Source organism: Amycolatopsis sp. cmx-4-83, from assembly GCF_046548815.1.
GTDB lineage: Bacteria > Actinomycetota > Actinomycetes > Mycobacteriales > Pseudonocardiaceae > Amycolatopsis > Amycolatopsis pretoriensis_A.
In genome coordinates this window covers 276,311-295,574 of the sequence record NZ_JAEBEF010000008.1, presented here as the reverse complement: position 1 = coordinate 295,574, position 19,264 = coordinate 276,311, and the positions used below count along the sequence as shown (strand labels likewise).

The window sequence follows — 19,264 nt, the reverse complement described above, 5'->3', positions numbered from 1 at the left end:
CCGCAGCGTGCCCCGTCCGACCGCGCCGGTGACCGTGCCCGAGGACGTGCTGCGCGTCTCGATCGTGGAGCGGCTCTTCGCCCGCGCGGACGATCCGCGGCCGCTCTACACCCACCAGGACCACCCCCGCGCCGCCGAGCACACGTTGACCTGGGCCGAGTTCGCCGCCCGGGTCCGCGTGGTCGCGGGGGAGCTGCGGCGGGCTGCCGAGCCGGGGGAGCGGGTCGCGATCCTCGCGGGCCAGGAGCTCGCCTACCCGCTCGCGTTCTTCGGCGCGCTGGCCGCCGGGCTCGTCGCGGTCCCGCTGATGGTGCCGTCGAACGCGGCGCAGGCCGAGCGGCTCGCCGGGGTGCTGGCCGACTCCGGTGCCCGCGTGTGGCTGACGTCGGCGGCCGCGGCGGCGCGGCTGCCCGCGCACGAGCACGTCGTCGTGGTCGACGAGCTGACCGGCCCGGGCGCCGATCCGGTGTTCCCGGACCCGGAAGCGCCCGCGTACCTGCAGTACACGTCCGGGTCGACGCGCGAGCCGGCGGGCGCGGTGATCCCGCACCGGGCGATCGTCGCCGCCTGCTGGCAGGGCGGCCGGGCCTACTCCGTCGACGAAGGCACGACCTGCGCGGGCTGGATCCCGTTCTTCCACGACATGGGCCTGATCCAGCTGCTGTGCCTGCCGGTCTTCGCCGGCGGCCGGGCGGTGTTCATGGCGCCGGCGGAGTTCGTGCACCGGCCGCGGCGGTGGCTGCGGCAGCTGGCCGACTACCCCGCCGTGTTCACCGCGGCCCCGAACTTCGCCTACGACCTCGCGGCCGAGGCCGGCGCGGAAGACGGCCTCGACCTCTCGGACGTGCGGGTCGCGCTCAACGGCGCCGAGCCCGTCCGCCCGGGCACGGGGGAACGCTTCCTGGCGGTCTTCGGCCCGCACGGGTTCCGGCGCGAGGCGTACCGGCCGTCCTACGGGCTCGCCGAAGCCACCGTGTACGTCGCGAGCGCCGGGCCGGAAGGGCCGCGCGGCGCCGTTTTCGACCGCGAAGCCCTCGCGCAGGGGCAGGCGGTCGAAATCGTCGACGGGCAGGAACTGGTGTCCGTCGGGCGGCCGGTCGGGCAGCGCGTGCGGATCGTCCACGACGGACACGAGCAGCCCGACGGCACCGTCGGCGAGATCTGGATCCACGGCCCGAACGTCGCCACCGGCTACTGGGGGCGCGGCGACGCCGCGGCGTTCGGCGGCGTCCTCGACGGGCTCGGCGGCTGGCTGCGCACCGGCGACCTCGGTGTCGTGCACCGCGGCGACCTCTACGTGACCGGGCGGCTCAAGGACCTCATCGTCGTCGACGGCCGCAACTTCCACCCGCAGGACATCGAGGCCGCGGCCGCGGAGGCCCACCCGGCCGTCCGCCGCGACCGCGTCGCCGCGTTCGGCGTGACCGACGACGACGGCGAAGGCGCGGTGGTGGTCGCCGAGTGGGCGCGCGGGGCCGAGGCGGACGTCAAGGAAGTGACCCGGGCCGTGCTGCGCGCGGTGTCCGCCGAGCACGCTCTCACCCTCCGCAGGGTGCATCTGGTCCCTTCCGGTGGACTTCCGCGCACCTCCAGCGGGAAGGTCGCCCGGTCGGCCGCGAAGGCACGTTATGGTGGCGACCGTGGGTGATCACCGCGCCGAGGTCACGAAGGTCGTCAGCGAGACCTTCCGGCTCGACCCGGCCCTCGTCGAGCCCGACGCTCCCCTGGAGGAGCTGGGGATCGACTCGAAAGGCCGGATCAAGCTGCTGGCGGCGCTGGAGGTCTACTACGGCGTGACGATCGACCTGGACCAGCTCGATCGGTTCACCGACGTGGGTTCGGTGGCCGCCGTGCTCGCGGAAGCCCTGGGAACTGGCGGAACTGAGGGAGAGGCGCTGAAATGAGCGGCGGGGGGTACACCGCGACGACCGAGGCGTTGTCGACGGCCTCGAAGACGATCGGTGACCTGGCGGAAAACCTGCTGGACGACAACCCGGACCTGCAGAATTCGCAGGTGACCGCGGAGAAGTTCGGCCGGGCGCACGGCACCCACGCGACGAAGTACACAGCGGGCGCGCAAGCGCTGTGGGCCGCGGTCTCCGGTTACAGCAGCACGCTGGGGTCGTTCGGCACCAACCTCGGCACCGCCGGGTCGAGCTACAGCACCAACGAGGACAACCAGTCCGGAGCGATCACCAACGCCGGGGGCACGCTCTGATGGCGGACGAGAAGAAGAAGTGGTCCGACGTCAAGGCGCTGCTGGACGACCCGAGCGTCCCCGCGGGCCAGAAGAGCGCGCTGATCAGCAGCTGGCTGCGCGAAAACCCGCCACCGCCGCCGTTCCTGGCCGACCAGGAACCGGACGAGATCAAGCAGAAGCGGCAGGAAGCGGAGAAGTACGCGAACGCGTACAGCGCCAACCCGCTGTTCGCCGGGCAGTCGGTCGACGAGGCCTTCGACAAGGCCAAGCAGAGCGGCGACCAGAACTCCTACAACGAAGACCAGGAAAAGAAGGCCGTCGACGAGGGCAAGTCGAAGCTCGACGGCAGCCAGCCGCCCGCGTCCGGTGACGACGGGACCACCAGCGGGACGAAGACGTCCGACGAGATCTTCGACGCCGCCGCCCCCGCGCTGAAGCTGTTCGAGACGTTCGGCTCGCTGCTGGCCAAGATCCCGGACGACTGCCGCGGCAACACCCGCGCGCTCGACCTCGACAAGGACATCCGCACGCCGTTCGACGAGCAGCGCGGCATCAGCTTCGCGGACTTCGTCGCCGACGCCGCGCACTTCAAGCGCGGTTCGGAGACGGTGGACCGGACGGTGCAGGACACCGGTTCCCAGCTGGGCACCTTGTACCAGACCTGGAGCGGCGCGGGTGCCGATGCGGCGTCCGACAACTACAACGACAAGATCCAGCCCAAGGCGGCCAAGCTGTCGCAGACGCTCGGCAACGCGAGCGAGGCGACGAAGAACACCGCCACGACGGTGTTCCAGCTGTGCAAGGGCAAGGCCGACGCCGTCATCGGGATGTACACCGACCTGGTCGGCAAGGCCGACTACACGATGGCGCAGAAGGTCGTCGCGGTCGCCAGCGGCGAGCACGGCAACGAGCAGGACCTCGCCCAGATCGCGGGCTGGATGGACCTCAACTTCGGCACCAACCTGGTCAAGACCCTTAACGACCAGGGCTGCTGCGACGGCGACGAGATCAAGAAGCACGGCCAGGACCTGGCCAAGCAGTGGATCCAGAACCAGTTCAACCCCGACATGTGGGACCGGCTGTACAAGGGCTTCGAGAAGACCTGCAAGGACACGAAGGACCTCGTCGACCAGGCGTACGACGCCCTCGACAAGGTCATGGGCAGCGTCAAGAACGAGTTCGAGGGCGCCGGCGGCACCGGCGGCGCGGGCTCGGGCGGTCCCGGTAGTCCCGGCACGACCGGCGGCGCCGGTGGCGGTCCGGGTGGCTCGGGCGGCGGATCCGGTTCGGGTAGCGGCTCGGGCGGCGGGTCCGGCTCCGGTGGTTCGGGCAGTGGGTCCGGCTCGGGTTCCGGTGGTTCGGGCACCGGTGGGGGCGGTGGCCAGGTGCCGCCGATCCCCGACACGAGCTCGGGCTCCGGTGCGCCGGGCGGGGGCTCCGGCTCCGGCGGGGGTTCCGGCACCGACACACCCAGCGGGGCGGGCGGCGGCTCGGGCAGTGGTTCCGGCAGCGGTTCGGGTGGGGGCTCCGGCTCCGGCGGCTCGATCCCGCCGATCCCGGACGGGTCCACCGGAGGCGGCGGTTCCGCGGGCGGCGGTTCCGGCTCGCCGGGCGGCGGCCAGGACGACGGCGCGGCCCAGGCGGAGGCGGCCAAGCAGCAGGCGGCCCAGGCCGCGGAGGAAGCCAAGAAGAAGGCCGCGGACGCGCTGGGCCAGTTCAGCGGCCCCGGCATCCAGACGGACTCCGGCGCGGGCGCGGGACTCGGCGGTGACTCGGGCGGCGGGTCAGGCAGTGGTTCGGGTGGCGGCTCGGGTTCGGGCGGGGGTCCGGGTTCGGACGACACGTCGCCCTCCTCGACGCCGTCCCCGTCCTCGAGCGGCCAGGACGCCGCGGCCGCCGCTGCCGAGGCGGCCAAGAAGAAGGCCGCGGACGCGCTGAGCGAGTTCAGCGGCCCCGGCATCCAGACCGACGACGGCGCCGGCGGCCTCGGCGGCGGTTCGGGCTCGGGCGGCGGCGAGGGGTCCGGCTCCGGTGACGGTTCCGGTTCCGGTGACGACGGCAAGGCCGACGCGCAGCAGGCGGTGGAAGACGCCAAGAAGAAGGCGGCCGACGCGCTCAAGGGCCTGGACGGCGACCCGATCAAGACCGAGCCGGGCGACACCGGCCTGGACGCCGACGGCGACGGCAAGCCCGACGACCCGCTCGCGGACAAGGACGGCGACGGCAAGCCGGACAGCCTGCTCGGCGGCGACAAGGACGGCGACGGCAAGCCCGACGCCAAGGGCGACGACGACCCCGACGTCCTCAAGGTCAAGCAGGGCGACAAGACCTTCGAGATGACCGAGCCGGACCACGACGGCAAGATGGACATCAAGGTCGGCGACGGACCCGGCGACCCGAAGGACTTCAAGCTCGACTGGTCCGGCGACGGCAAGTCCACCGACGGTCCACAAGGGACGGACGACGACTGCTACCGCCCGGGCCCGGACGGCAAGATCCACATCCAGGACGGCGACCTCAAGATCACCGCCGAACGGCCCGACGGCGCGGACGGCCCGACCGTCGTCACGGTCGATGACGGCACCGGGAAGCCGACGACCTACACCCTCGGCGAAGACGACAAGCCGTCGGACGCGCTCGGGGACACGCCGTCGAAGAAGCTCGACGACGACCTGCCCACCCACCGCGGCACCCTCGAGGACCTCAAGCCGCACGGCGCCGGAGACCCCGGCTCCGGCGACCACGGCGCCGGGGACCACGGCGGCGGCTCGCACGGCGGCGGGGGCAGCCCGTCGCCGGCCGGGATCGGCGGGGGTTCGCACGGCGGGGCCGGCCTCACCGGCGCGGGCTTCGACCCGGGCGGCGCGGGGCTCGGCGAGACGCCGATGTCCGGGGGTGCCCACACCGGCGCGGGCGGCGCGCAGCCGCAGCCCGTCTCGGCGTTCGCGCCCGCGGCCGCCGGGGCGAGCGGCGCACCGGGCTCGTCGATGGGCGGCGGGATGGCGGGCATGGGTGCCATGGGCGGCGGCCAAGGCGCGGGCGGGGGAGACACCGAACGCAAGTCGCCCGCCTACCGGATCGAAGGCGCTGTCTTCGACAACCTCGGTGAGCCCGGCCGCCGGATCATCGGCTCCCTCAACGACGACGAAGACCCGCCGACCGCCCGCCGGAGCTGGTGAGGGAGACGCATGAGTGAGCTTGCGAGCGAATCATCGAACACCGCGCGTGCCGCTCAGGCCGCGCCGAGCGTCGGCGAGGGGCGCGCATGAGCGACATCGCCGGGATGAAGGCGGAGCTGGACGGCCTGGTCCGGGAGCAGGCCGATCGCCGTGCCCTGCGTGAACAGCAGGGCGAGGAGATCAAGGCCCGCTCCCAGGAGTACATGACCAAGCAGGTCCAGGCGGCCGAGCGGTACGTCCAGCACGTCCGCGAAATGGCGCAGCGCAAGACGAAGTCCGGCTGGAGCACCGACCGGTCGCACGCCGAGCCGGCTTCGGCGTTCGCCGCGGAGGAGTACCCCGGGCCCGGCGGGTTCGCGCCGCCGGCTCCGCCGGCGCGGCCCGGGCGGGACGAGCCGCGGTCCACCCGGCGGCCCCGCACCGCCGCCGAGGAGGACGAGGACTTCAACAACCCCTGGTGACCGGCGTCCAGAGGTCGACGGCGATCTCGCGGAACCGTTCGGTGAACGTGCCGGCCGGGCTCGCCTCGCGCAGCAGCTGCCGGAGCTCGCCTTCGAACTCGCCGCGGCGGTCGCCGAAGAGGTGGGGTGCCGCGCTGGACAGCGAAAAGACGCTGTCGACCACCTCGTCCAGGCTCCGGGTGACGACCGGGCCGGGGACCTCGAACCGTCGCGGGCCCGCGAAGCCGGCAGCGCGGTAGATCTCCGCTTCGCCGCCGGGCGTGCCGTCGGGCAGGACGCCCCGGCCCGCGCGTCGCACCGAGCCGAGGTGCTTCCGCACCAGCTCGGCGATCGCGGCCCGCGGCACGGATCCTTCGGCGCCTTCGTGCGTCGCCGCGTGGACGTGGGCGAGGACGCCGCCGGGCGCGAGCATCCCGCGGGCCGTCGCGGCCACCCGCGGCCGGTCCAGCCAGTGGAAGGACTGGGCGAAGGTGATCAGCCGGAACCGCCCGAGCCCGGCCGGCAGCTCTTCGGCCCGCCGGTGCACCCACCGGCAGTTCCCGGTGCCGGGCCGGGCCGCTTCGCGGAGCATGTCCGCGTCCGCGTCGAGCCCGACCGCTTCGGCGAAGTACGGCGCCAGCAGCAGCGTCAGGGAACCCGGCCCGCAGCCGACGTCGAGCAGCCGCTCGGTGCCGTCCAGCCCCAGCTCGGCGGCGAAGGCCGTGCCGAGCGCCGCCGGGTAGGGGAGCCGGCCCCGCGCGTAGTGGGCGGCGCTGCCGGCGTACAGGGTCGCGTCCCACTCCCAGGTCACGTTCCGAGCCTAGCCCGGCGAGTCCCGGATACTCGGTGCCATGGACGCGAATTGGTGGCGGGACGCCGTGGTTTACGAGGTCTACGTACGCAGCTTCGCCGACTCTGACGGCGACGGCACCGGTGATCTCGCCGGGCTGCGCTCCCGGCTGGGGTACCTGGCCGAGCTGGGGATCGACGCGGTGTGGACCACGCCGTGGTACCGCTCGCCGATGGTCGACGGCGGGTACGACGTCGAGGACCACCGGGCCGTCGAGCCGCTCTTCGGCACCGACGACGACCTGCCGGCGCTGGTCGCCGAAGCGCACCGGCTCGGGCTGCGGGTGCTGATCGACGTCGTGCCGAACCACACCTCCGACCACCACCGCTGGTTCCGGGCCGCGCTCGCCGCCGGGCCCGGCTCGCCCGAACGCGCGCGCTACCACTTCCGGCCGGGCCGCGGCCCCGGCGGCGAGCGGCCGCCGACCGACTGGCGCAGCGTCTTCGGCGGGCCCGCCTGGACCCGCGCCGCCGACGGCGAGTGGTACCTGCACCTGTTCGCCCCCGAGCAGCCCGACCTGAACTGGGACAACCCCGGGGTCCGGGCCGAATTCGAAGACCTGCTGCGGTTCTGGTTCGCCCGCGGCGTCGACGGCGTGCGCATCGACGTCGCCCACGGCCTGCTCAAGGACCCCGCGTTCCCCGACCTCGGCGCCGAGGACGAGGAGATCGCGCAGCCGCCCGACCGCACCGGGCACCCGCACTGGGACCGCGACGGCGTCCACGACATCTACCGCGCGTGGCGGAAGGTGGCCGGCGAGTTCGGCCCGGACCGGGTGTTCGTCGCCGAGGCGTGGGTCGACCGGCCGGACCGCCTCGCCCGGTACGTCCGCCCGGACGAGCTGCACACCGCGTTCAACTTCGACTTCCTCCGCTGCGAGTGGGACGCCACCGCCCTGCGCGCGGTGATCGACCGGACCCTCGAAGCGCTCGGCGCGGTCGGCGCGCCCGCGACGTGGGTGCTGTCCAACCACGACGTCGTCCGGCACGTGACGCGCTTCGGCGACCTGCGCCGGGCCCGGGCCGCGGCGCTGCTCATGCTCGCCCTGCCCGGCGGCGCCTACCTGTACCAGGGCGAGGAGCTGGGGCTGGAGGAGGTCGAGGACCTGCCGGAGGAGGTGCTCGCCGACCCGACGTGGGAGCGTTCCGGCCACACCCGCCGCGGCCGTGACGGCTGCCGCGTGCCGCTGCCGTGGTCGGGCACGGAACCGCCGTTCGGCTTCACCGAGGGCGACGCGCCGACGTGGCTGCCGCAGCCCGCCCGCTGGCGCGCGCTGACCGCCGAAGCCCAGGACGGCGACCCGGGCTCGATGCTTCACCTCTACCGCGCCGCCCTCGCCGCGCGCCGGGAGCACCCCGCGCTGGGCGACGGGACGATGACCTGGCGGCCCGCCCCGGACGGCGTGCTGTCGTTCACGCGCGAGCCGGGCTTCGGGTGCGTGGTCAACCTGTCCGGCGAGCCGTACGAGCTCCCGGACGGCGTGCGGGTGCTCCTCGCGAGCGGTCCGCTGGACGACGGCCGGGTGCCCCCGGACGGCGCGGTGTGGCTCGCCGGGAGGTGAACCACCGTCACCCGGAATGGTTCGCTGGAGCGGTGTGGAACCGGACGCGGCGGGGTACCCGGTCGCGTCCGTCGCACCCGACCGCCCCGGAGGTACCCCGATGCCCGTGCGCACCGCCACGCCGCCCGCCACCGACGTCGTCGGCCTGGCACTGGAAGTCCTTGCGGCCCAAGGGGTGAACCGGACGGCCGCGCACGCGGCCCTGGCGTCGATGGCCCGGGAGCGTGGGGTGCCGCTGGCCCGCTGCGCAGCCCTCGTCGTGGCCGCGGTCGACGGGCGGGTGGGCTGATGGCCGTCGCCGGGGGGTTCTCACGCTCGGGCAACGACGACACCGCCGCGGTGGGCGGCGGGGTGCTGCTCGCCGTCGGGCTGGTCGTCGCGTTCTTCACGTGGTGGTCGTGGTGGACCGCGGCGGGGATCGCGCTGGCCGTCGCGGGCGCGGTGTGGCTCACAAAGGCGAAGCGGGACGGGTAACCCGCCCGGGACGGGGAAAGCCTCCTCCACCACCCGAACAAGGAGGCTTTCCGTGCCCGAGAACGAAGAAGACGTCATCGAGTTTCTGCAGCGCCAGCACCGAGAGATCCGTGCGCTGTTCGCCGGGCTGGAGACCGCCGACGGCGACCGGCGCGAGGAGCTGTTCCACGACCTCGTGCGGCTGCTCGCGGTGCACGAGACGGCGGAGGAACTGGTGGTCCACCCGGAGATCCGGGACCTCGAACCCGCGGCGGGCCCGGTCGTCGACGCGCGGCTCGGGGAGGAGCACCGGGCCAAGGAGCTGCTGACGACGCTGCAGAAGATGGGGCCCGAGGCGGACGGGTTCGACACGCTGCTCGTGCAGCTGCGCGAAGACGTGCTGGCGCACGCCGAACACGAGGAGCGCGAGGAATTCCCGTTGCTGCGCGCCCACCGGCCGCCGGAGCGGCTGCGCGCGATGGCGGCGACCGCCAAGCTGGCCGAAGCGGTGGCGCCCACCCGGCCGCACCCGGGCGTCGAAAGCGCCAAGGCCAACCTGCTGCTGGGCCCGCCCGCGGCGATCGCGGACCGGGCGCGCGACCTGATCCGCGCCGCGCTGCGCTGACTTCGGCAAGACTCGGATAGTGGGTACCCCGCCGGCATGGCAGACGTCCCGGCCCGCAAACTGCGGCGCTACCAGGAGATGCGCGACTTCGACCGCACCGCCGAGCCAGCGGGCGGGGAGCCGGCCGGGCCCGCCGGTCACCGGTTCGTCGTGCAGCGGCACCGGGCGCGCCGGCTGCACTACGACTTCCGCCTCGAGCTCGGCGGGGTCCTGGTCAGCTGGGCGGTGCCGAAGGGGCCGACGCTGGACCCGAAAGCCCGCCGGCTCGCTGTGCACGTCGAAGATCACCCGATCGAGTACGCCGGGTTCGAAGGGGTGATCCCGCACGGCGAGTACGGCGGCGGGGACGTCATCGTCTGGGACCGCGGCGAGTGGCGGCCGGTCGACGCCGACCCGGCGAAGGCGATCGAGGACGGGACACTGCACTTCGACCTCGACGGCGAGAAGCTGGCCGGCCGGTTCGTCCTCGTCCGCACGAACCGCGGGGAGCGGGACCAGTGGTTCCTGCTGCACAAGCAGGACGAGCACGCCCGGGCCGGCTGGGACGCCGAAGACCACCCGCGCTCGGTCAAGAGCGGCCGCACCAACGACGAGGTGGCGGCCGCGCCCGACGCGCTGTGGCACGGCGACCGGCCGGCCGGCGAGGCGGAGGAAGCCGTGGGGTTCGCCGCGGCGACCGACGACGAGCTGGCGGCGCTCGACGCGCTCGGCGCCAAGGGCAAGTGGTCGGTCGCGGGCCGCGAGCTCGCCCTCACCAACCTGGACAAGGTCCTCTTCCCGGCGCCCCGCCGCCCGCTCACGAAGCGGGACCTCATCCGGTACTACGCGACCGCCGGGCCGGTCATGCTGCCGTACCTGGCGGGCCGCCCGCTCAACACCCAGCGCTTCCCGCAGGGCGTGACCGAGCCGGGCTTCTGGCAGAAGGAGGTCCCGCGGCACGCGCCCGAGTGGCTGACGACCTGGCGCAACGAACGGGCGGAGCCAGGGGAGAGCCAGCGGTACGTCGTCGCCGACAGCGTCGCGACCTTGGCGTGGCTGGCGAACTACGGCGCGCTCGAGCTGCACGCCTGGACGTCCCGGGCGGCGGACGTCGACCACCCGACGTGGGTGCTGTTCGACATCGACCCGGGTCCGGAGACGTCGTTCGCCGAGGTCGTCGAGCTGGCCCGGCTGCACCGCACCGCGCTGGAGCACTTCGGCCTGACCGGGCGGCCGAAGGTGACCGGGCAGCGCGGGATCCAGGTGTGGGTGCCGATCGCGGCGCACTGCACGTACGAGCAGACGCGCGCGTGGGCGGAAACGGTGTCCCGGACGATCGGGCGGGTGCTGCCGGACCTGGTCAGCTGGGCGTGGACCAAGGACAAGCGCCGTGGCCGCGCCCGGCTCGACTACACGCAGAACGTGCTGAACAAGACGCTGGTCGCGCCGTACAGCGTGCGGCCTCGCCCGGGCGCCCCGGTCTCGGTGCCGCTGGAGTGGGACGAGCTCGACGACCCGGAGCTGGCCCCGGACCGGTGGACGATCCGCGACGTCCCGGCCCGCCTCGCCGAGCGTGGCGACCCCTTCGCGGCTCTGCTCGGGCTCGAGCAGAGCCTGCCGGGCCTGGACCGGTGACCGCTTCCGGTTCAGGCGTGGACGGTCTGCAGGTGCCTCGGCTGCAGCCGGTCGAGCACCGGACGGGACAGGTGCGGCCGGCCGCCCGCGTGCTCGGTCGTCGCCGCGGCCGCCGCGACGGCCAGGCCGGCCGCCGTCTCCAGCGGGTGGCGGCGGGTGAGCGCCGCGGTCAGGGCCGCGACCAGCGCGTCGCCGGCTCCGGTCGGGTCGACGACGTCGGTCTCGACGTGCGGCACGAACCAGGTGCCCTCCGGCCCGGCGAAGAGGTTCCCCTCCGCGCCCACCTCCAGCACAACCAGCGACGGCCCGCGCTGCCGGAGGCCGGCGGCGGCCCGGGCGGCCGCGGCGATGTCGGGCACCGGCTGCCCGGTGAGCAGCTCGGCTTCGTGGCCGTCCGCGCGCACGACGTCGGCGAGGGCGAGCAGGTCCGGGGTGAGTGCGTCGTCCTGCGGGGCGCCGTCCAGCACCACGCGGGTGCCCGCGGTGTGCGCCAGCCGCGCGGCCAGCAGCGCCACCGGGGCGGGCTGCTGCAGCTGCACGATGAGGGAGCCGGCGGCCGAGATCGGCGCCGACGCGGCGAGGACGTCGGCCTCGGTGAGCAGCGTTTCGTCCGGGATGTGCTCGAGGTAGCGGCGCCGGCCGCGCTCGTCGACGACGTCCACGAGCAGCGCCGTCTCGACGCCGGGGCGGCGGACGACGTGCGAGGTGCCGATCCGGTCGGCTCTGGCCTGCGTGAGCAGCGAATCCCCCGTGCGGTCCCGGCCGACGACGCCGACCAGCGCCACCGACGTCCCGAGCTGGCTCAGCGCGACGGCCTGGTTGGCGCCCTTCCCGCCGAGCAGCTCCTGCCGGTGCCGCACCGGGGCCGGGGAACCGGCCTCCGGCGTCTCGGGCACTTCGATCACCAGGTCGCGGGCGATCTGCCCGACTACGACGACTTCGCTGAACATCACCGGTACCGCCGCTCGGACATCGTGCCCTCCTCGGGTTCCACTGATCGGCTACCCGTCCGGCGGCGGCGGGCAAACCGCTCGTTCGGGTTGTGCGGTGTTCGGCGGCCCGGCGGCGTTGCGCCGGACGGACGCACCCGCGCCGCCGCGGCGCGCCGCCGGGTGTGGGCGGGCGCGTCATGCGGTAAATCAAGAAGGGAACACGGGTGGAGGTGTCGGTGACCGAGACGTTGGTGAGCGCGGCCGACCGGTGGAAGCCGTTGGCCGAGCTGCTGCAGGCGTTGCTGGAGCGGATCGCGGGTGAGGTGCCGGGGTGCCTGGGCGCGGCGCTGACCGTCAGCCACGGCGACCGGCCGCTGCGGGTGCTGGCCACCGCGGGTGTCGCCGAACACCTCGTGCCCGCGCAGCTGGAGCGCGGCGGCCCGGTGGCCCTCGCGGACGCCACCGGCGCGCCGGTCACGACGGACGACCTGTTCGCCGACCCGCGCTGGCCGGAGCTGGCCGGCGGGGCGGCGTTCGCGGACGTCCGGTACGAGGCGGTCCGCGGCGCGGTCGCGGTCCCCGGGTACTGGGACGACACCGGCGCGTTCGTGCTGTCGGCGACGCTCGACCGGCCGTCCGGCCCCGGCCCGCTCGCGATCCTGCGGCGGTACGAGAAGCTCACCGAGATGACCCTGGTGGTCGCCGAGACCGCCACCGCGGGCGATCCCGACCAGATGCTGGAACTGCTCGCCTCACGCGCCGCCATCGAACAGGCGAAGGGCGCGATCATGGCCGTCCGCCGGTGCCCGCCCGACGAGGCGTGGCAGACGCTGCGCCGGGCGAGCCAGGAGTTCAACGTCAAGGTCCGGGAGCTGGCGGTCGCCCTGGTGGAGCACCTCGGCGGCGGCGTCGCACCACAGCCGCCGGGCACCCGCGAGATCCGCCCCGGCGAGCCCGCCCACCGCGCGGCCGAACGGCTCTGGGCGGCGTTCACCGCGAAATAGGGCGTTTCCCGTTCGGGGGTTTGGGTACCAAGACCCCGTCGTTGATCACCCGTCGCGTCGCCGGCCCGCCCGGCGCGGAAGGCCTGCCGAACCCGTGTCCCCCACCCCACCGGTCCCGACCCGGTCCGCGCCCCTCACGGCGCGCCGGACGGCGTACCGCCCCGGTCTCCTCGTGCTGACCTTCGCCGGCGAGATCGACGCCCTGACCTTGCCGATCCTCGAGCGCGAGCTGGGCTCGGCCCCACCGGGGACGACGGTGGCGGACCTGACGCACGTGGCCTTCGTGGGCCTGGCCGGCGCCCGCGCGCTGGCGGCGGCCGCGGAACGGGCTGAGGCCGAGGGCCGCCGGTTCTGCGTGGTGGCGAACAGCCGCACGCTCGCCCGGCTGTTCCGGGTGACGGGGTTGGCCGCGGGGGTGCCGATGTTCGCGTCGCTGTCCGACGCGCTGCGGGAGCTGCTGGCGACGGGAATGCGCGACGCGGCCTGCTGAGGGGCCCGGTGCGCAGCGGTGTCCAGCACGTTCGCGGCGGTCGGCTGACATTGCCGGCTTTGGTGGGGGCCCGCGGCCAGCCGCCGCGGCCTGTGGGGAGGCGCTCGGCGCATGACGGGCCCGCCGAGGGGCACGGCACTGTTCAGCACGCCCGCGGCGACCCACTGGCCTTCCGACTTCGACGGGGCCGCCCAGCGCACCCGCGGCTTGCCGAGGCATCCTGCTGCACAACCAGGCTCGCCGAGAGCCACGGCGGCCGGCTGGCGAGGAGCCGCAGGCGGTGCCCAGCACGCCCGCAGCTCGGCGCCACCGGCGCGAGTGGGGCGCCCCCGGCTTCAGCGGGTCGTCCAGCGGGCGATCGGTACGCCCGCGGTGGCCGGTTGGAGTCTCGGCTTCAGCGGAGTGCTCGGCGCACCCGCGGCCGCTGTTCCGGGGCGGGGCCCACGTGCGGGGTGGAGGTCTCGGGCTTCAGCGGGTCGTCCAGCGGGCGATCGGTAGGTCCGCGGCGGCCGGTTGGAGTCTCGGCTTCAGCGGAGCGCTCGGCGCACCCGCGGCCGCTGTTCCGGGGCGGGGCCCACGTGCGGGGTGGAGGTCTCGGGCTTCAGCGGGTCGTCCGGCGCGCGATCGGTAGGTCCGCGGTGGCCGGTTGGAGTCCCGGTTTCAGGGGAGCGCCCGAGGTCCGCTGTTCCGGGGCGGGGCCCACGTGCGGGTGGAGGTCTCGGGCCTCAGCGGGTCGTCCAGCGGACGATCAGTACGCCCGCGGCGGCCCGGCCGGCGTCCCGGCTTCAGCGGAGCGCTCGGTGCACCCGCGGCCCGCTGCTCCGGGGCGTCCAACCCGCCCGGGTGGCCCACCCCCGGCCTCAGCAGGTCATCCAGCGGGCGATCAGCACCCCGGCGTCGTGCCGCAGCTCGCCCCCGTGGTCCAGCACCGCCCGGGTGAGCCTGCGCGCGATCTCCGGCGGCAGCTCGCCGGCGTCCGCGCCGAGGTGCGCCGCGACCCGGGCCTGCCCGAACGGCTCACCGGCCGCATCCAGCGTGTCGGCCACCCCGCGGGAACACACCACCACCAGGTCGCCGGGCCGGAGGCGCGCCTCCGCGACCGGCCCGCCGGCCTGCGCGGGCGCCACCTCCGGAAGAACCTCGCCGTCCCGGACGATCAACGGCGCCAGCGGCCCGTCGGTCAGCCAGCGCAGCACCCCGGTCCGCGCGTCCAGCTCCGCGACCACCCGGCTGACAGCCGGCCGCGCACCGAGCTCCGCACCCACCGCCGCGAACTGCTCGGTGAGCGTGGCGCCGTCGCGGCGGGCGGCGCGGTAGGCGGCGAGGGCCGTCACCGCCGCCGTGTTCGCGGCGCCGGTGCGTGGCCCGGCGTCGAACAGCGCGAGCTGCGCCCGCTTCTCCGAAAGTGCGTAGTCGAACACGGTGCCGCAGAGGTCGTACGCCGGCTGGACGCTCGCGCCGACGACGACGCTCTCCGTGGCGCCGGTGAGCGGCGGCAGGCTCTGCCACAGCAGCTCGGCGGGGGAGCCGCGGTGGCGCCGCCTCCGCCACGCGTCCAGGCCGTCGCCGTACTGGGTCGTCACCGTGACTAGGTGGCCGAGCAGCGAGGCCAGCCAGTGGCACTGCTCCTGCAGCACCGCGTCGGCCGGGTCGGTGCCGTCGGCCGGGACGATCTCCAGCACGCCGAGCCGTTCGACGCCGTCGAGCAGGATGGTCCACAGGGCCGGCGCGGGTCCGTCCCGCGTCACCGTGGTGCCGGCGTGGCGGAACACCTCGCCGGCCAGCGTGGTCTCGATGTCGAGCTCGGCCGCGTCCGGGCGCAGCGGCACGAGCGTCCGCTGGTCGTAGTCGGCCAGGTAGACCTCGATCGTCAGGTCGAGCGCGCGGGCCGCCTCGGCGACGACGGCGGGGAGCCGCTCCGGCGGGGCCCGGTGCGCGCCTTCGAGCAGGTCGACCAGCGCCCGCAGCGGGCCGTACAACGGTTTCCCGTCGCGGAAGGGGTGGCTGTAGGGCGCGCGGGCCGGGCCGGCCAGCTCGTCGAGCCGCTCGTTGACGGCGTGCGCGAGCATGTCGCGGTCGACCCGGGGCAGCGCGGTCAGGCCGTTGAGGTAGGCGTCCAGCTCCAGCAGGCTCAGGCCGCCGCCGAGCGCGAAGTACCGCAGCCACAGCTGCTCCAGCGTCAGCTCGCTCCGCGGGAAGCACGCGGCCAGCCGGCGCCGCTGTTCCTCTTCGGGCAGGAAGCGCATGCCGGTCACCCCTCCCGCGTCGGCGGGGCCACGAGCTGCGCGGCGGTCTCGGCCGGGGTGCGGCCGCGGGCGCGCGCCAGCGAAAGCAGGCGGTCGAACGCGGCGTCCTCGCCGAGGCCGTCCCGGCCCATCAGGAAGCCCTTCGCCATGGTGATCACGTCGCGGTCGCGGAGGGTCTCCTTGAACCGCTCGCTGTACCGCCCGGCCCGCGCGAACGCCCGTGCGTTCGCGACCAGGACCGCGGCGCGCTCGGCGAAGGTCGTCAGCGTCCGCTCGTCGACCGGGCCGAACGCGCCGGGGGTCGTCGAGTAGATCTTGATGGCCCCGTGGCAGCCGTCCGCCGTGATCATCGGGGCGGTGATCACCGAGCGCAGGCCCGCCCCGGCGGCCGCCGCGCACCACCGCGGCCAGCGCCGGTCGGTGGTGACGTCGTCGATCCGCACCGGCGCGCCCTCGCTCAGCGCGGCGAGGCACGGACCTTCGCGCAGCTCGTACTGCAGGGTGTCGGCGGCGTTCACCAGCGGCGCCGACGCGCTGGTCGTGGCGAGCTCACCGGCCCCGTCGACGAGCGTCACCCCCACCCCCGCGGCGGCCCGGACCGCCGACCCCGCCAGTGAAACGATCAGGTCCAGCACCGAATCCACGGTCTCGCGCGAAAGCAGCAGTCCCGACATCCGCGCGGCGACCGCGGCCAGCTCACCGTCCAGCGGCAGCTCACCCGTGGAGATCTCACCCGACGACATGGCAGCGGAATACCAATCCGGGGGCGCGGGCAAACGCGCCGGGACATGGTCCGGCGCGAAACGGGGTACCCGGCGACCTTGCGTCCGACCGGGAGGAGCTGAAATGGAACGGCCGGAAACAACCGCGACGGCCTCGCCGTTGTTCGACGAGGTCACCGGGGCGCTCGAAGCCCTGACCGCCGTCCTGCAGGAGGAGGACGACTTCCGGATCCTGCTGCGGCACGTCTGCCTGCAGGTGCGCCACGCCGTCCCGGGGGTCGACGAGGCGTCGATCACACTGGTGACCGAGGAGCGGCCGCACACGGCGACGGCGACGAGCGAGGTCGTCGGCGAACTCGACGGCGACCAGTACCGCCTCGGCGACGGCCCGTGCCTCGAAGCGGTCCGCAGCGGCAAGATCGTCCGCACGGCGGTGTCGGACGCGGCCGAGCGCTGGCCGGCCTTCGCGCGCGGGGCGCAAGAGGCCGGCTTCTCCAGCTTCCTCGCCGCGCCGCTGGTCGCGGACGAGCAGTTCTCCGGCGCGGTCAACTGCTACGGGCGGCAAGGCGACGGCTTCGCGGAGATCGAGGCGCAACGGCTCGAGCTCTACACGGCGGCGGTGGAGGCGATCCTGCGCGTGTACCACCGCTACCTGAGGGCGCGGGACACGGCGGAGAACCTCAGGACGGCGCTGACCTCCCGCGCGGTGATCGACCAGGCCAAGGGCATGCTGATGGCGATCCGCCAGATCGACGCCGACGACGCGTTCGCCCTGCTGGTGGACCAGTCGCAGCGTGAGAACACGAAACTGCGCGAAGTCGCCGAGCGCTTCGTGTCCCGGGTGGTGTCCGGCGGCGTCGTCCCCTGACCGGTACCTTGGTGGCGTGGCGGGCAGCCGGATCACGGTGCGGGTGGGCGAACGGCAGCTGACGCTCTCCAACCTCGAGAAGGTCCTCTACCCGCGCCACGGCTTCACCAAGGGCGAGGTGCTCGACTACTACACGCGCATCGCGCCCGTGCTGCTGCCGCACATCCGCGACCGGGCGATGACGTTCGTGCGCTTCCCCGACGGCGTCGACGGCGGTTCGTTCTTCGAGAAGGACGTTTCGCGGCACGCCCCCGAGTGGGTCCGCACCGCGCGCCTGACCGTCGGCGGCCGCGGCGGCGACCCCGAGATCGTCGCGTACCCGCTGATCAACGACCTGCCCGAGCTCGTCTGGGCGGCCAACCTCGCCGCGCTCGAACTGCACGTCCACCAGTGGACGGTCGAGCCCGGCGACGAGCGGAGCACACCGGACCGGCTGGTCTTCGACCTCGATCCCGGTCCCGGCGCGACGGTCGTCGACTGCTCCCGGGTCGCCGAACGCCTCCACGACGTCCTCACCGGACACGGGTTCACGCCGGTGGCGAAGACCAGTGGCTCCAAGGGCATGCAGGTCTACGCGGGTGTCGAGACCGACGACCCCGGCGCGCCCTCGCGGTACGCGAAAGCGCTGGCGGACCGGCTCGCCGCCGAGACGCCGGACCTCGTCGTGGCGCGGATGACGAAGAACCTGCGTCCCGGCAAGGTGTTCATCGACTGGAGCCAGAACAACCCGTTCAAGACCACGGTGGCGCCGTACTCGCTGCGCGGGCGCGACGAGCCGACCGTGTCCACCCCGGTCACGTGGGACGAGGTGCGCGCCTGCCGGCACGTTTCGCACCTCCGGTTCACCGCCGGAGACGTCTTGGCGAGGGTCGAAGACACCGGAGATCTTTTCGCGGATCTGGACCGCACCCGGGCCCCCATTCCTGCGTTCGGCTGAATTTCGGAAATCGCAATTCCGCGGCCGATCCGGTCCCGTTCCCGTTGCGCGCCGGTGTCGATTCGCGGAACGGTCAGTCCGACCAGGTGGTCTTGATCGTCCTCAGTGGACTGGTGCACGTGCATCCGGGCGTGTCGGTGCACGGGGGCGCCGCTCGTGCGGATCGCGTTGTGCGGCAAGGTGGACGAAGTGGGTACGGTTTACGCGTAAACCGTCAGCAGGAGCCGCCCGGAGCCGGTCATGAAGATCCAGAAACCGCCGCGGCTTTCGCGAGCCTTCGGCCGAAGTTCGCCCGGCGCGTTGTGCGAGCCGTTCTCGGTCACCACGACGTTCGCCGGTGATCGGTGCACGGTCGTCGCCGTGGCGGGTGACATCGATATGGCGACGGTGGCGATTTTTGTCGAATGCGGGGAAACCGCGCTCGCGGCGGGCGGAACGCTCGTCGTCGACCTCGGCGAAGTGACGTTCTGCTCCGGGGCGGGCCTGCGCGCGCTGCGCCGGGTGCAGTGGCGCGCCGACGAGGCGGCCGTCCCGGTCGCGTGGGTGGTGCGCACCCCGTCGATGTGGCGGCTGCTGCGGGGGACCGGCGTCGCCGGCTTCTCCTGCTACCGGGACCGGGCCGACGCGGTCGCGGCGCTCGGCTGAGCCACGCTCCACCGGCCGCGCGACGGGCGCGGCCGGTTTTCGGCGCGAGAGAAGGGAAACGGGTGACCGGCCTGATCGACACCGACCTCGAGTTCTGGTTCCAGCGCGGCCTGCGCGCGTATCTGGGCGAGGTGGCCAGGGCACTCGGCTTCGGCCTGGAGTCCTGCACCGTGGACGTGGACGTCCCGGTGTCGGCCTACGTCGCGGTGGACTGGCGGCTGCGCCGGTTCCCCGAACGCGACGTCGCCCTGCTCTGGGACGAGGTGCACGGCTGGGCGGTCGCGGTCGAGGCGGCGTGCGGGGAGGAGATGATCGTGCTGGCCTACCTGGGCGGGGCGGACATCCTGCCGCCGCCGCGCGTGATCGTGGAGTTCCTGACCGCGGTGCGCGCCGGTTCGCTGGACCCGGACGGGCCGGGGTCGCCGGTGCTGCGCCGCGCCGGCAGCCACCAGGAGCTGCTGCCGCTGCTGCCGGCCCGGTAGCCGCGCGGTCCGCCGG

The 19,264-nt window shown here is 74.2% G+C and carries 20 protein-coding genes; 16 read left to right on the top strand and 4 right to left on the bottom strand.

The window, feature by feature from the left end:
- Positions 1 to 7: 7 nt before the first annotated feature.
- The 5 genes from ACLJQM_RS25925 to ACLJQM_RS25905 all read left to right on the top strand — a co-directional run bounded on the left by ACLJQM_RS25925 (position 8) and on the right by ACLJQM_RS25905 (position 5,840).
- Positions 8 to 1,648 carry a fatty acyl-AMP ligase gene (locus ACLJQM_RS25925; RefSeq protein WP_410633082.1) on the top strand — a complete coding sequence of 547 codons (1,641 nt, stop codon included), beginning with the start codon at positions 8 to 10 and terminating at the stop codon, positions 1,646 to 1,648.
- Complete coding sequence (locus ACLJQM_RS25920; protein WP_247024143.1) at positions 1,641 to 1,904, top strand: acyl carrier protein; 264 nt, start codon at positions 1,641 to 1,643, stop codon at positions 1,902 to 1,904. Before ACLJQM_RS25925 ends, ACLJQM_RS25920 begins: the two co-directional genes overlap by 8 nt.
- Entirely contained in the window at positions 1,901 to 2,218 is a 318-nt protein-coding gene (locus ACLJQM_RS25915) for a hypothetical protein (protein WP_410633081.1), read from the top strand. The genes ACLJQM_RS25920 and ACLJQM_RS25915 overlap by 4 nt, the downstream gene beginning before the upstream one ends.
- On the top strand, positions 2,218 to 5,379 hold the full coding sequence (locus ACLJQM_RS25910) for a WXG100 family type VII secretion target (protein WP_410633080.1): 3,162 nt from the start codon (positions 2,218 to 2,220) through the stop codon (positions 5,377 to 5,379). The genes ACLJQM_RS25915 and ACLJQM_RS25910 overlap by 1 nt, the downstream gene beginning before the upstream one ends.
- An 86-nt stretch (positions 5,380 to 5,465) precedes the next feature.
- Positions 5,466 to 5,840: a hypothetical protein gene (locus ACLJQM_RS25905; RefSeq protein WP_410633079.1), complete on the top strand. Its 375-nt coding sequence runs from the start codon at positions 5,466 to 5,468 to the stop codon at positions 5,838 to 5,840.
- Here the strand turns inward: ACLJQM_RS25905 and ACLJQM_RS25900 are convergent.
- Positions 5,824 to 6,630 (bottom strand): class I SAM-dependent methyltransferase, encoded by an 807-nt coding sequence (locus ACLJQM_RS25900; RefSeq protein ID WP_410633078.1) that lies wholly within the window; start codon positions 6,628 to 6,630, stop codon positions 5,824 to 5,826. The two genes, ACLJQM_RS25905 and ACLJQM_RS25900, sit on opposite strands and share 17 nt — an antisense overlap.
- 40 nt (positions 6,631 to 6,670) lie before the next feature.
- Here ACLJQM_RS25900 and ACLJQM_RS25895 point away from each other — a divergent pair, with 40 nt between their 5' ends.
- The 5 genes from ACLJQM_RS25895 to ligD (ACLJQM_RS25875) all read left to right on the top strand — a co-directional run bounded on the left by ACLJQM_RS25895 (position 6,671) and on the right by ligD (ACLJQM_RS25875) (position 10,922).
- Positions 6,671 to 8,230, top strand: coding sequence for a glycoside hydrolase family 13 protein (locus tag ACLJQM_RS25895; RefSeq protein WP_410633077.1), 1,560 nt, complete (start codon positions 6,671 to 6,673; stop codon positions 8,228 to 8,230).
- 100 nt (positions 8,231 to 8,330) lie between these two features.
- Complete coding sequence (locus ACLJQM_RS25890) at positions 8,331 to 8,519, top strand: hypothetical protein (RefSeq protein WP_410633076.1); 189 nt, start codon at positions 8,331 to 8,333, stop codon at positions 8,517 to 8,519.
- On the top strand, positions 8,519 to 8,704 hold the full coding sequence (locus ACLJQM_RS25885) for a hypothetical protein (protein WP_247024137.1): 186 nt from the start codon (positions 8,519 to 8,521) through the stop codon (positions 8,702 to 8,704). Before ACLJQM_RS25890 ends, ACLJQM_RS25885 begins: the two co-directional genes overlap by 1 nt.
- A 52-nt stretch (positions 8,705 to 8,756) precedes the next feature.
- A complete protein-coding gene (locus ACLJQM_RS25880) occupies positions 8,757 to 9,308 on the top strand; it encodes a hemerythrin domain-containing protein (RefSeq protein WP_360775663.1) in 552 nt (183 codons plus the stop codon).
- 36 nt (positions 9,309 to 9,344) lie between these two features.
- Positions 9,345 to 10,922, top strand: a complete 1,578-nt coding sequence (gene ligD / locus ACLJQM_RS25875; RefSeq protein WP_360775660.1) for a non-homologous end-joining DNA ligase — start codon at positions 9,345 to 9,347, stop codon at positions 10,920 to 10,922.
- Between the two features lie 11 nt (positions 10,923 to 10,933).
- On the opposite strand, the gene ACLJQM_RS25870 is transcribed toward ligD (ACLJQM_RS25875), so the two are convergent.
- Positions 10,934 to 11,872 carry a PfkB family carbohydrate kinase gene (locus ACLJQM_RS25870; protein WP_410633075.1) on the bottom strand — a complete coding sequence of 313 codons (939 nt, stop codon included), beginning with the start codon at positions 11,870 to 11,872 and terminating at the stop codon, positions 10,934 to 10,936.
- A 218-nt stretch (positions 11,873 to 12,090) separates the two neighbouring features.
- Here ACLJQM_RS25870 and ACLJQM_RS25865 point away from each other — a divergent pair, with 218 nt between their 5' ends.
- Together ACLJQM_RS25865 and ACLJQM_RS25860 are read left to right on the top strand one after the other, a co-directional pair.
- Positions 12,091 to 12,858 (top strand): ANTAR domain-containing protein, encoded by a 768-nt coding sequence (locus tag ACLJQM_RS25865; RefSeq protein ID WP_360775656.1) that lies wholly within the window; start codon positions 12,091 to 12,093, stop codon positions 12,856 to 12,858.
- 94 nt (positions 12,859 to 12,952) lie between these two features.
- Positions 12,953 to 13,348 (top strand): STAS domain-containing protein, encoded by a 396-nt coding sequence (locus ACLJQM_RS25860; protein WP_247024132.1) that lies wholly within the window; start codon positions 12,953 to 12,955, stop codon positions 13,346 to 13,348.
- Between the two features lie 860 nt (positions 13,349 to 14,208).
- On the opposite strand, the gene ACLJQM_RS25855 is transcribed toward ACLJQM_RS25860, so the two are convergent.
- Both ACLJQM_RS25855 and ACLJQM_RS25850 read right to left on the bottom strand, forming a co-directional pair.
- Positions 14,209 to 15,594, bottom strand: a complete 1,386-nt coding sequence (locus ACLJQM_RS25855) for a SpoIIE family protein phosphatase (RefSeq protein WP_410633074.1) — start codon at positions 15,592 to 15,594, stop codon at positions 14,209 to 14,211.
- 5 nt (positions 15,595 to 15,599) lie between these two features.
- Complete coding sequence (locus ACLJQM_RS25850) at positions 15,600 to 16,337, bottom strand: GAF and ANTAR domain-containing protein (protein WP_360775650.1); 738 nt, start codon at positions 16,335 to 16,337, stop codon at positions 15,600 to 15,602.
- Positions 16,338 to 16,440: 103 nt separating this feature from the next.
- Between ACLJQM_RS25850 and ACLJQM_RS25845 the strand changes: the two genes are divergently transcribed.
- The 4 genes from ACLJQM_RS25845 to ACLJQM_RS25830 all read left to right on the top strand — a co-directional run bounded on the left by ACLJQM_RS25845 (position 16,441) and on the right by ACLJQM_RS25830 (position 19,248).
- Entirely contained in the window at positions 16,441 to 17,184 is a 744-nt protein-coding gene (locus ACLJQM_RS25845; RefSeq protein WP_360775648.1) for a GAF and ANTAR domain-containing protein, read from the top strand.
- A gap of 16 nt (positions 17,185 to 17,200) precedes the next feature.
- Entirely contained in the window at positions 17,201 to 18,121 is a 921-nt protein-coding gene (gene ligD / locus ACLJQM_RS25840; protein ID WP_410633073.1) for a non-homologous end-joining DNA ligase, read from the top strand.
- A 240-nt stretch (positions 18,122 to 18,361) separates the two neighbouring features.
- The gene (locus ACLJQM_RS25835; protein ID WP_360775642.1) at positions 18,362 to 18,766 is read left to right on the top strand and encodes an STAS domain-containing protein; all 405 of its coding nucleotides are present in this window, start codon (positions 18,362 to 18,364) and stop codon (positions 18,764 to 18,766) included.
- Positions 18,767 to 18,828: 62 nt separating this feature from the next.
- Positions 18,829 to 19,248, top strand: coding sequence for a DUF6292 family protein (locus ACLJQM_RS25830; RefSeq protein ID WP_360775639.1), 420 nt, complete (start codon positions 18,829 to 18,831; stop codon positions 19,246 to 19,248).
- Positions 19,249 to 19,264 lie beyond the last annotated feature (16 nt).

Coding starts and splice junctions, on each gene's coding strand:
- ACLJQM_RS25885 (WP_247024137.1), top strand. CDS start 8,519: ATGGCCGTCGCCGGGGGGTTCTCACGCTCGGGCAACGACGACACCGCC.
- ACLJQM_RS25910 (WP_410633080.1), top strand. CDS start 2,218: ATGGCGGACGAGAAGAAGAAGTGGTCCGACGTCAAGGCGCTGCTGGAC.
- ACLJQM_RS25905 (WP_410633079.1), top strand. CDS start 5,466: ATGAGCGACATCGCCGGGATGAAGGCGGAGCTGGACGGCCTGGTCCGG.
- ACLJQM_RS25870 (WP_410633075.1), bottom strand. CDS start 11,872: ATGTTCAGCGAAGTCGTCGTAGTCGGGCAGATCGCCCGCGACCTGGTG.
- ACLJQM_RS25890 (WP_410633076.1), top strand. CDS start 8,331: ATGCCCGTGCGCACCGCCACGCCGCCCGCCACCGACGTCGTCGGCCTG.
- ACLJQM_RS25835 (WP_360775642.1), top strand. CDS start 18,362: ATGAAGATCCAGAAACCGCCGCGGCTTTCGCGAGCCTTCGGCCGAAGT.
- ACLJQM_RS25895 (WP_410633077.1), top strand. CDS start 6,671: ATGGACGCGAATTGGTGGCGGGACGCCGTGGTTTACGAGGTCTACGTA.
- ACLJQM_RS25915 (WP_410633081.1), top strand. CDS start 1,901: ATGAGCGGCGGGGGGTACACCGCGACGACCGAGGCGTTGTCGACGGCC.
- ACLJQM_RS25850 (WP_360775650.1), bottom strand. CDS start 16,337: ATGTCGTCGGGTGAGATCTCCACGGGTGAGCTGCCGCTGGACGGTGAG.
- ACLJQM_RS25845 (WP_360775648.1), top strand. CDS start 16,441: ATGGAACGGCCGGAAACAACCGCGACGGCCTCGCCGTTGTTCGACGAG.
- ACLJQM_RS25855 (WP_410633074.1), bottom strand. CDS start 15,594: ATGCGCTTCCTGCCCGAAGAGGAACAGCGGCGCCGGCTGGCCGCGTGC.
- ligD (WP_360775660.1), top strand. CDS start 9,345: ATGGCAGACGTCCCGGCCCGCAAACTGCGGCGCTACCAGGAGATGCGC.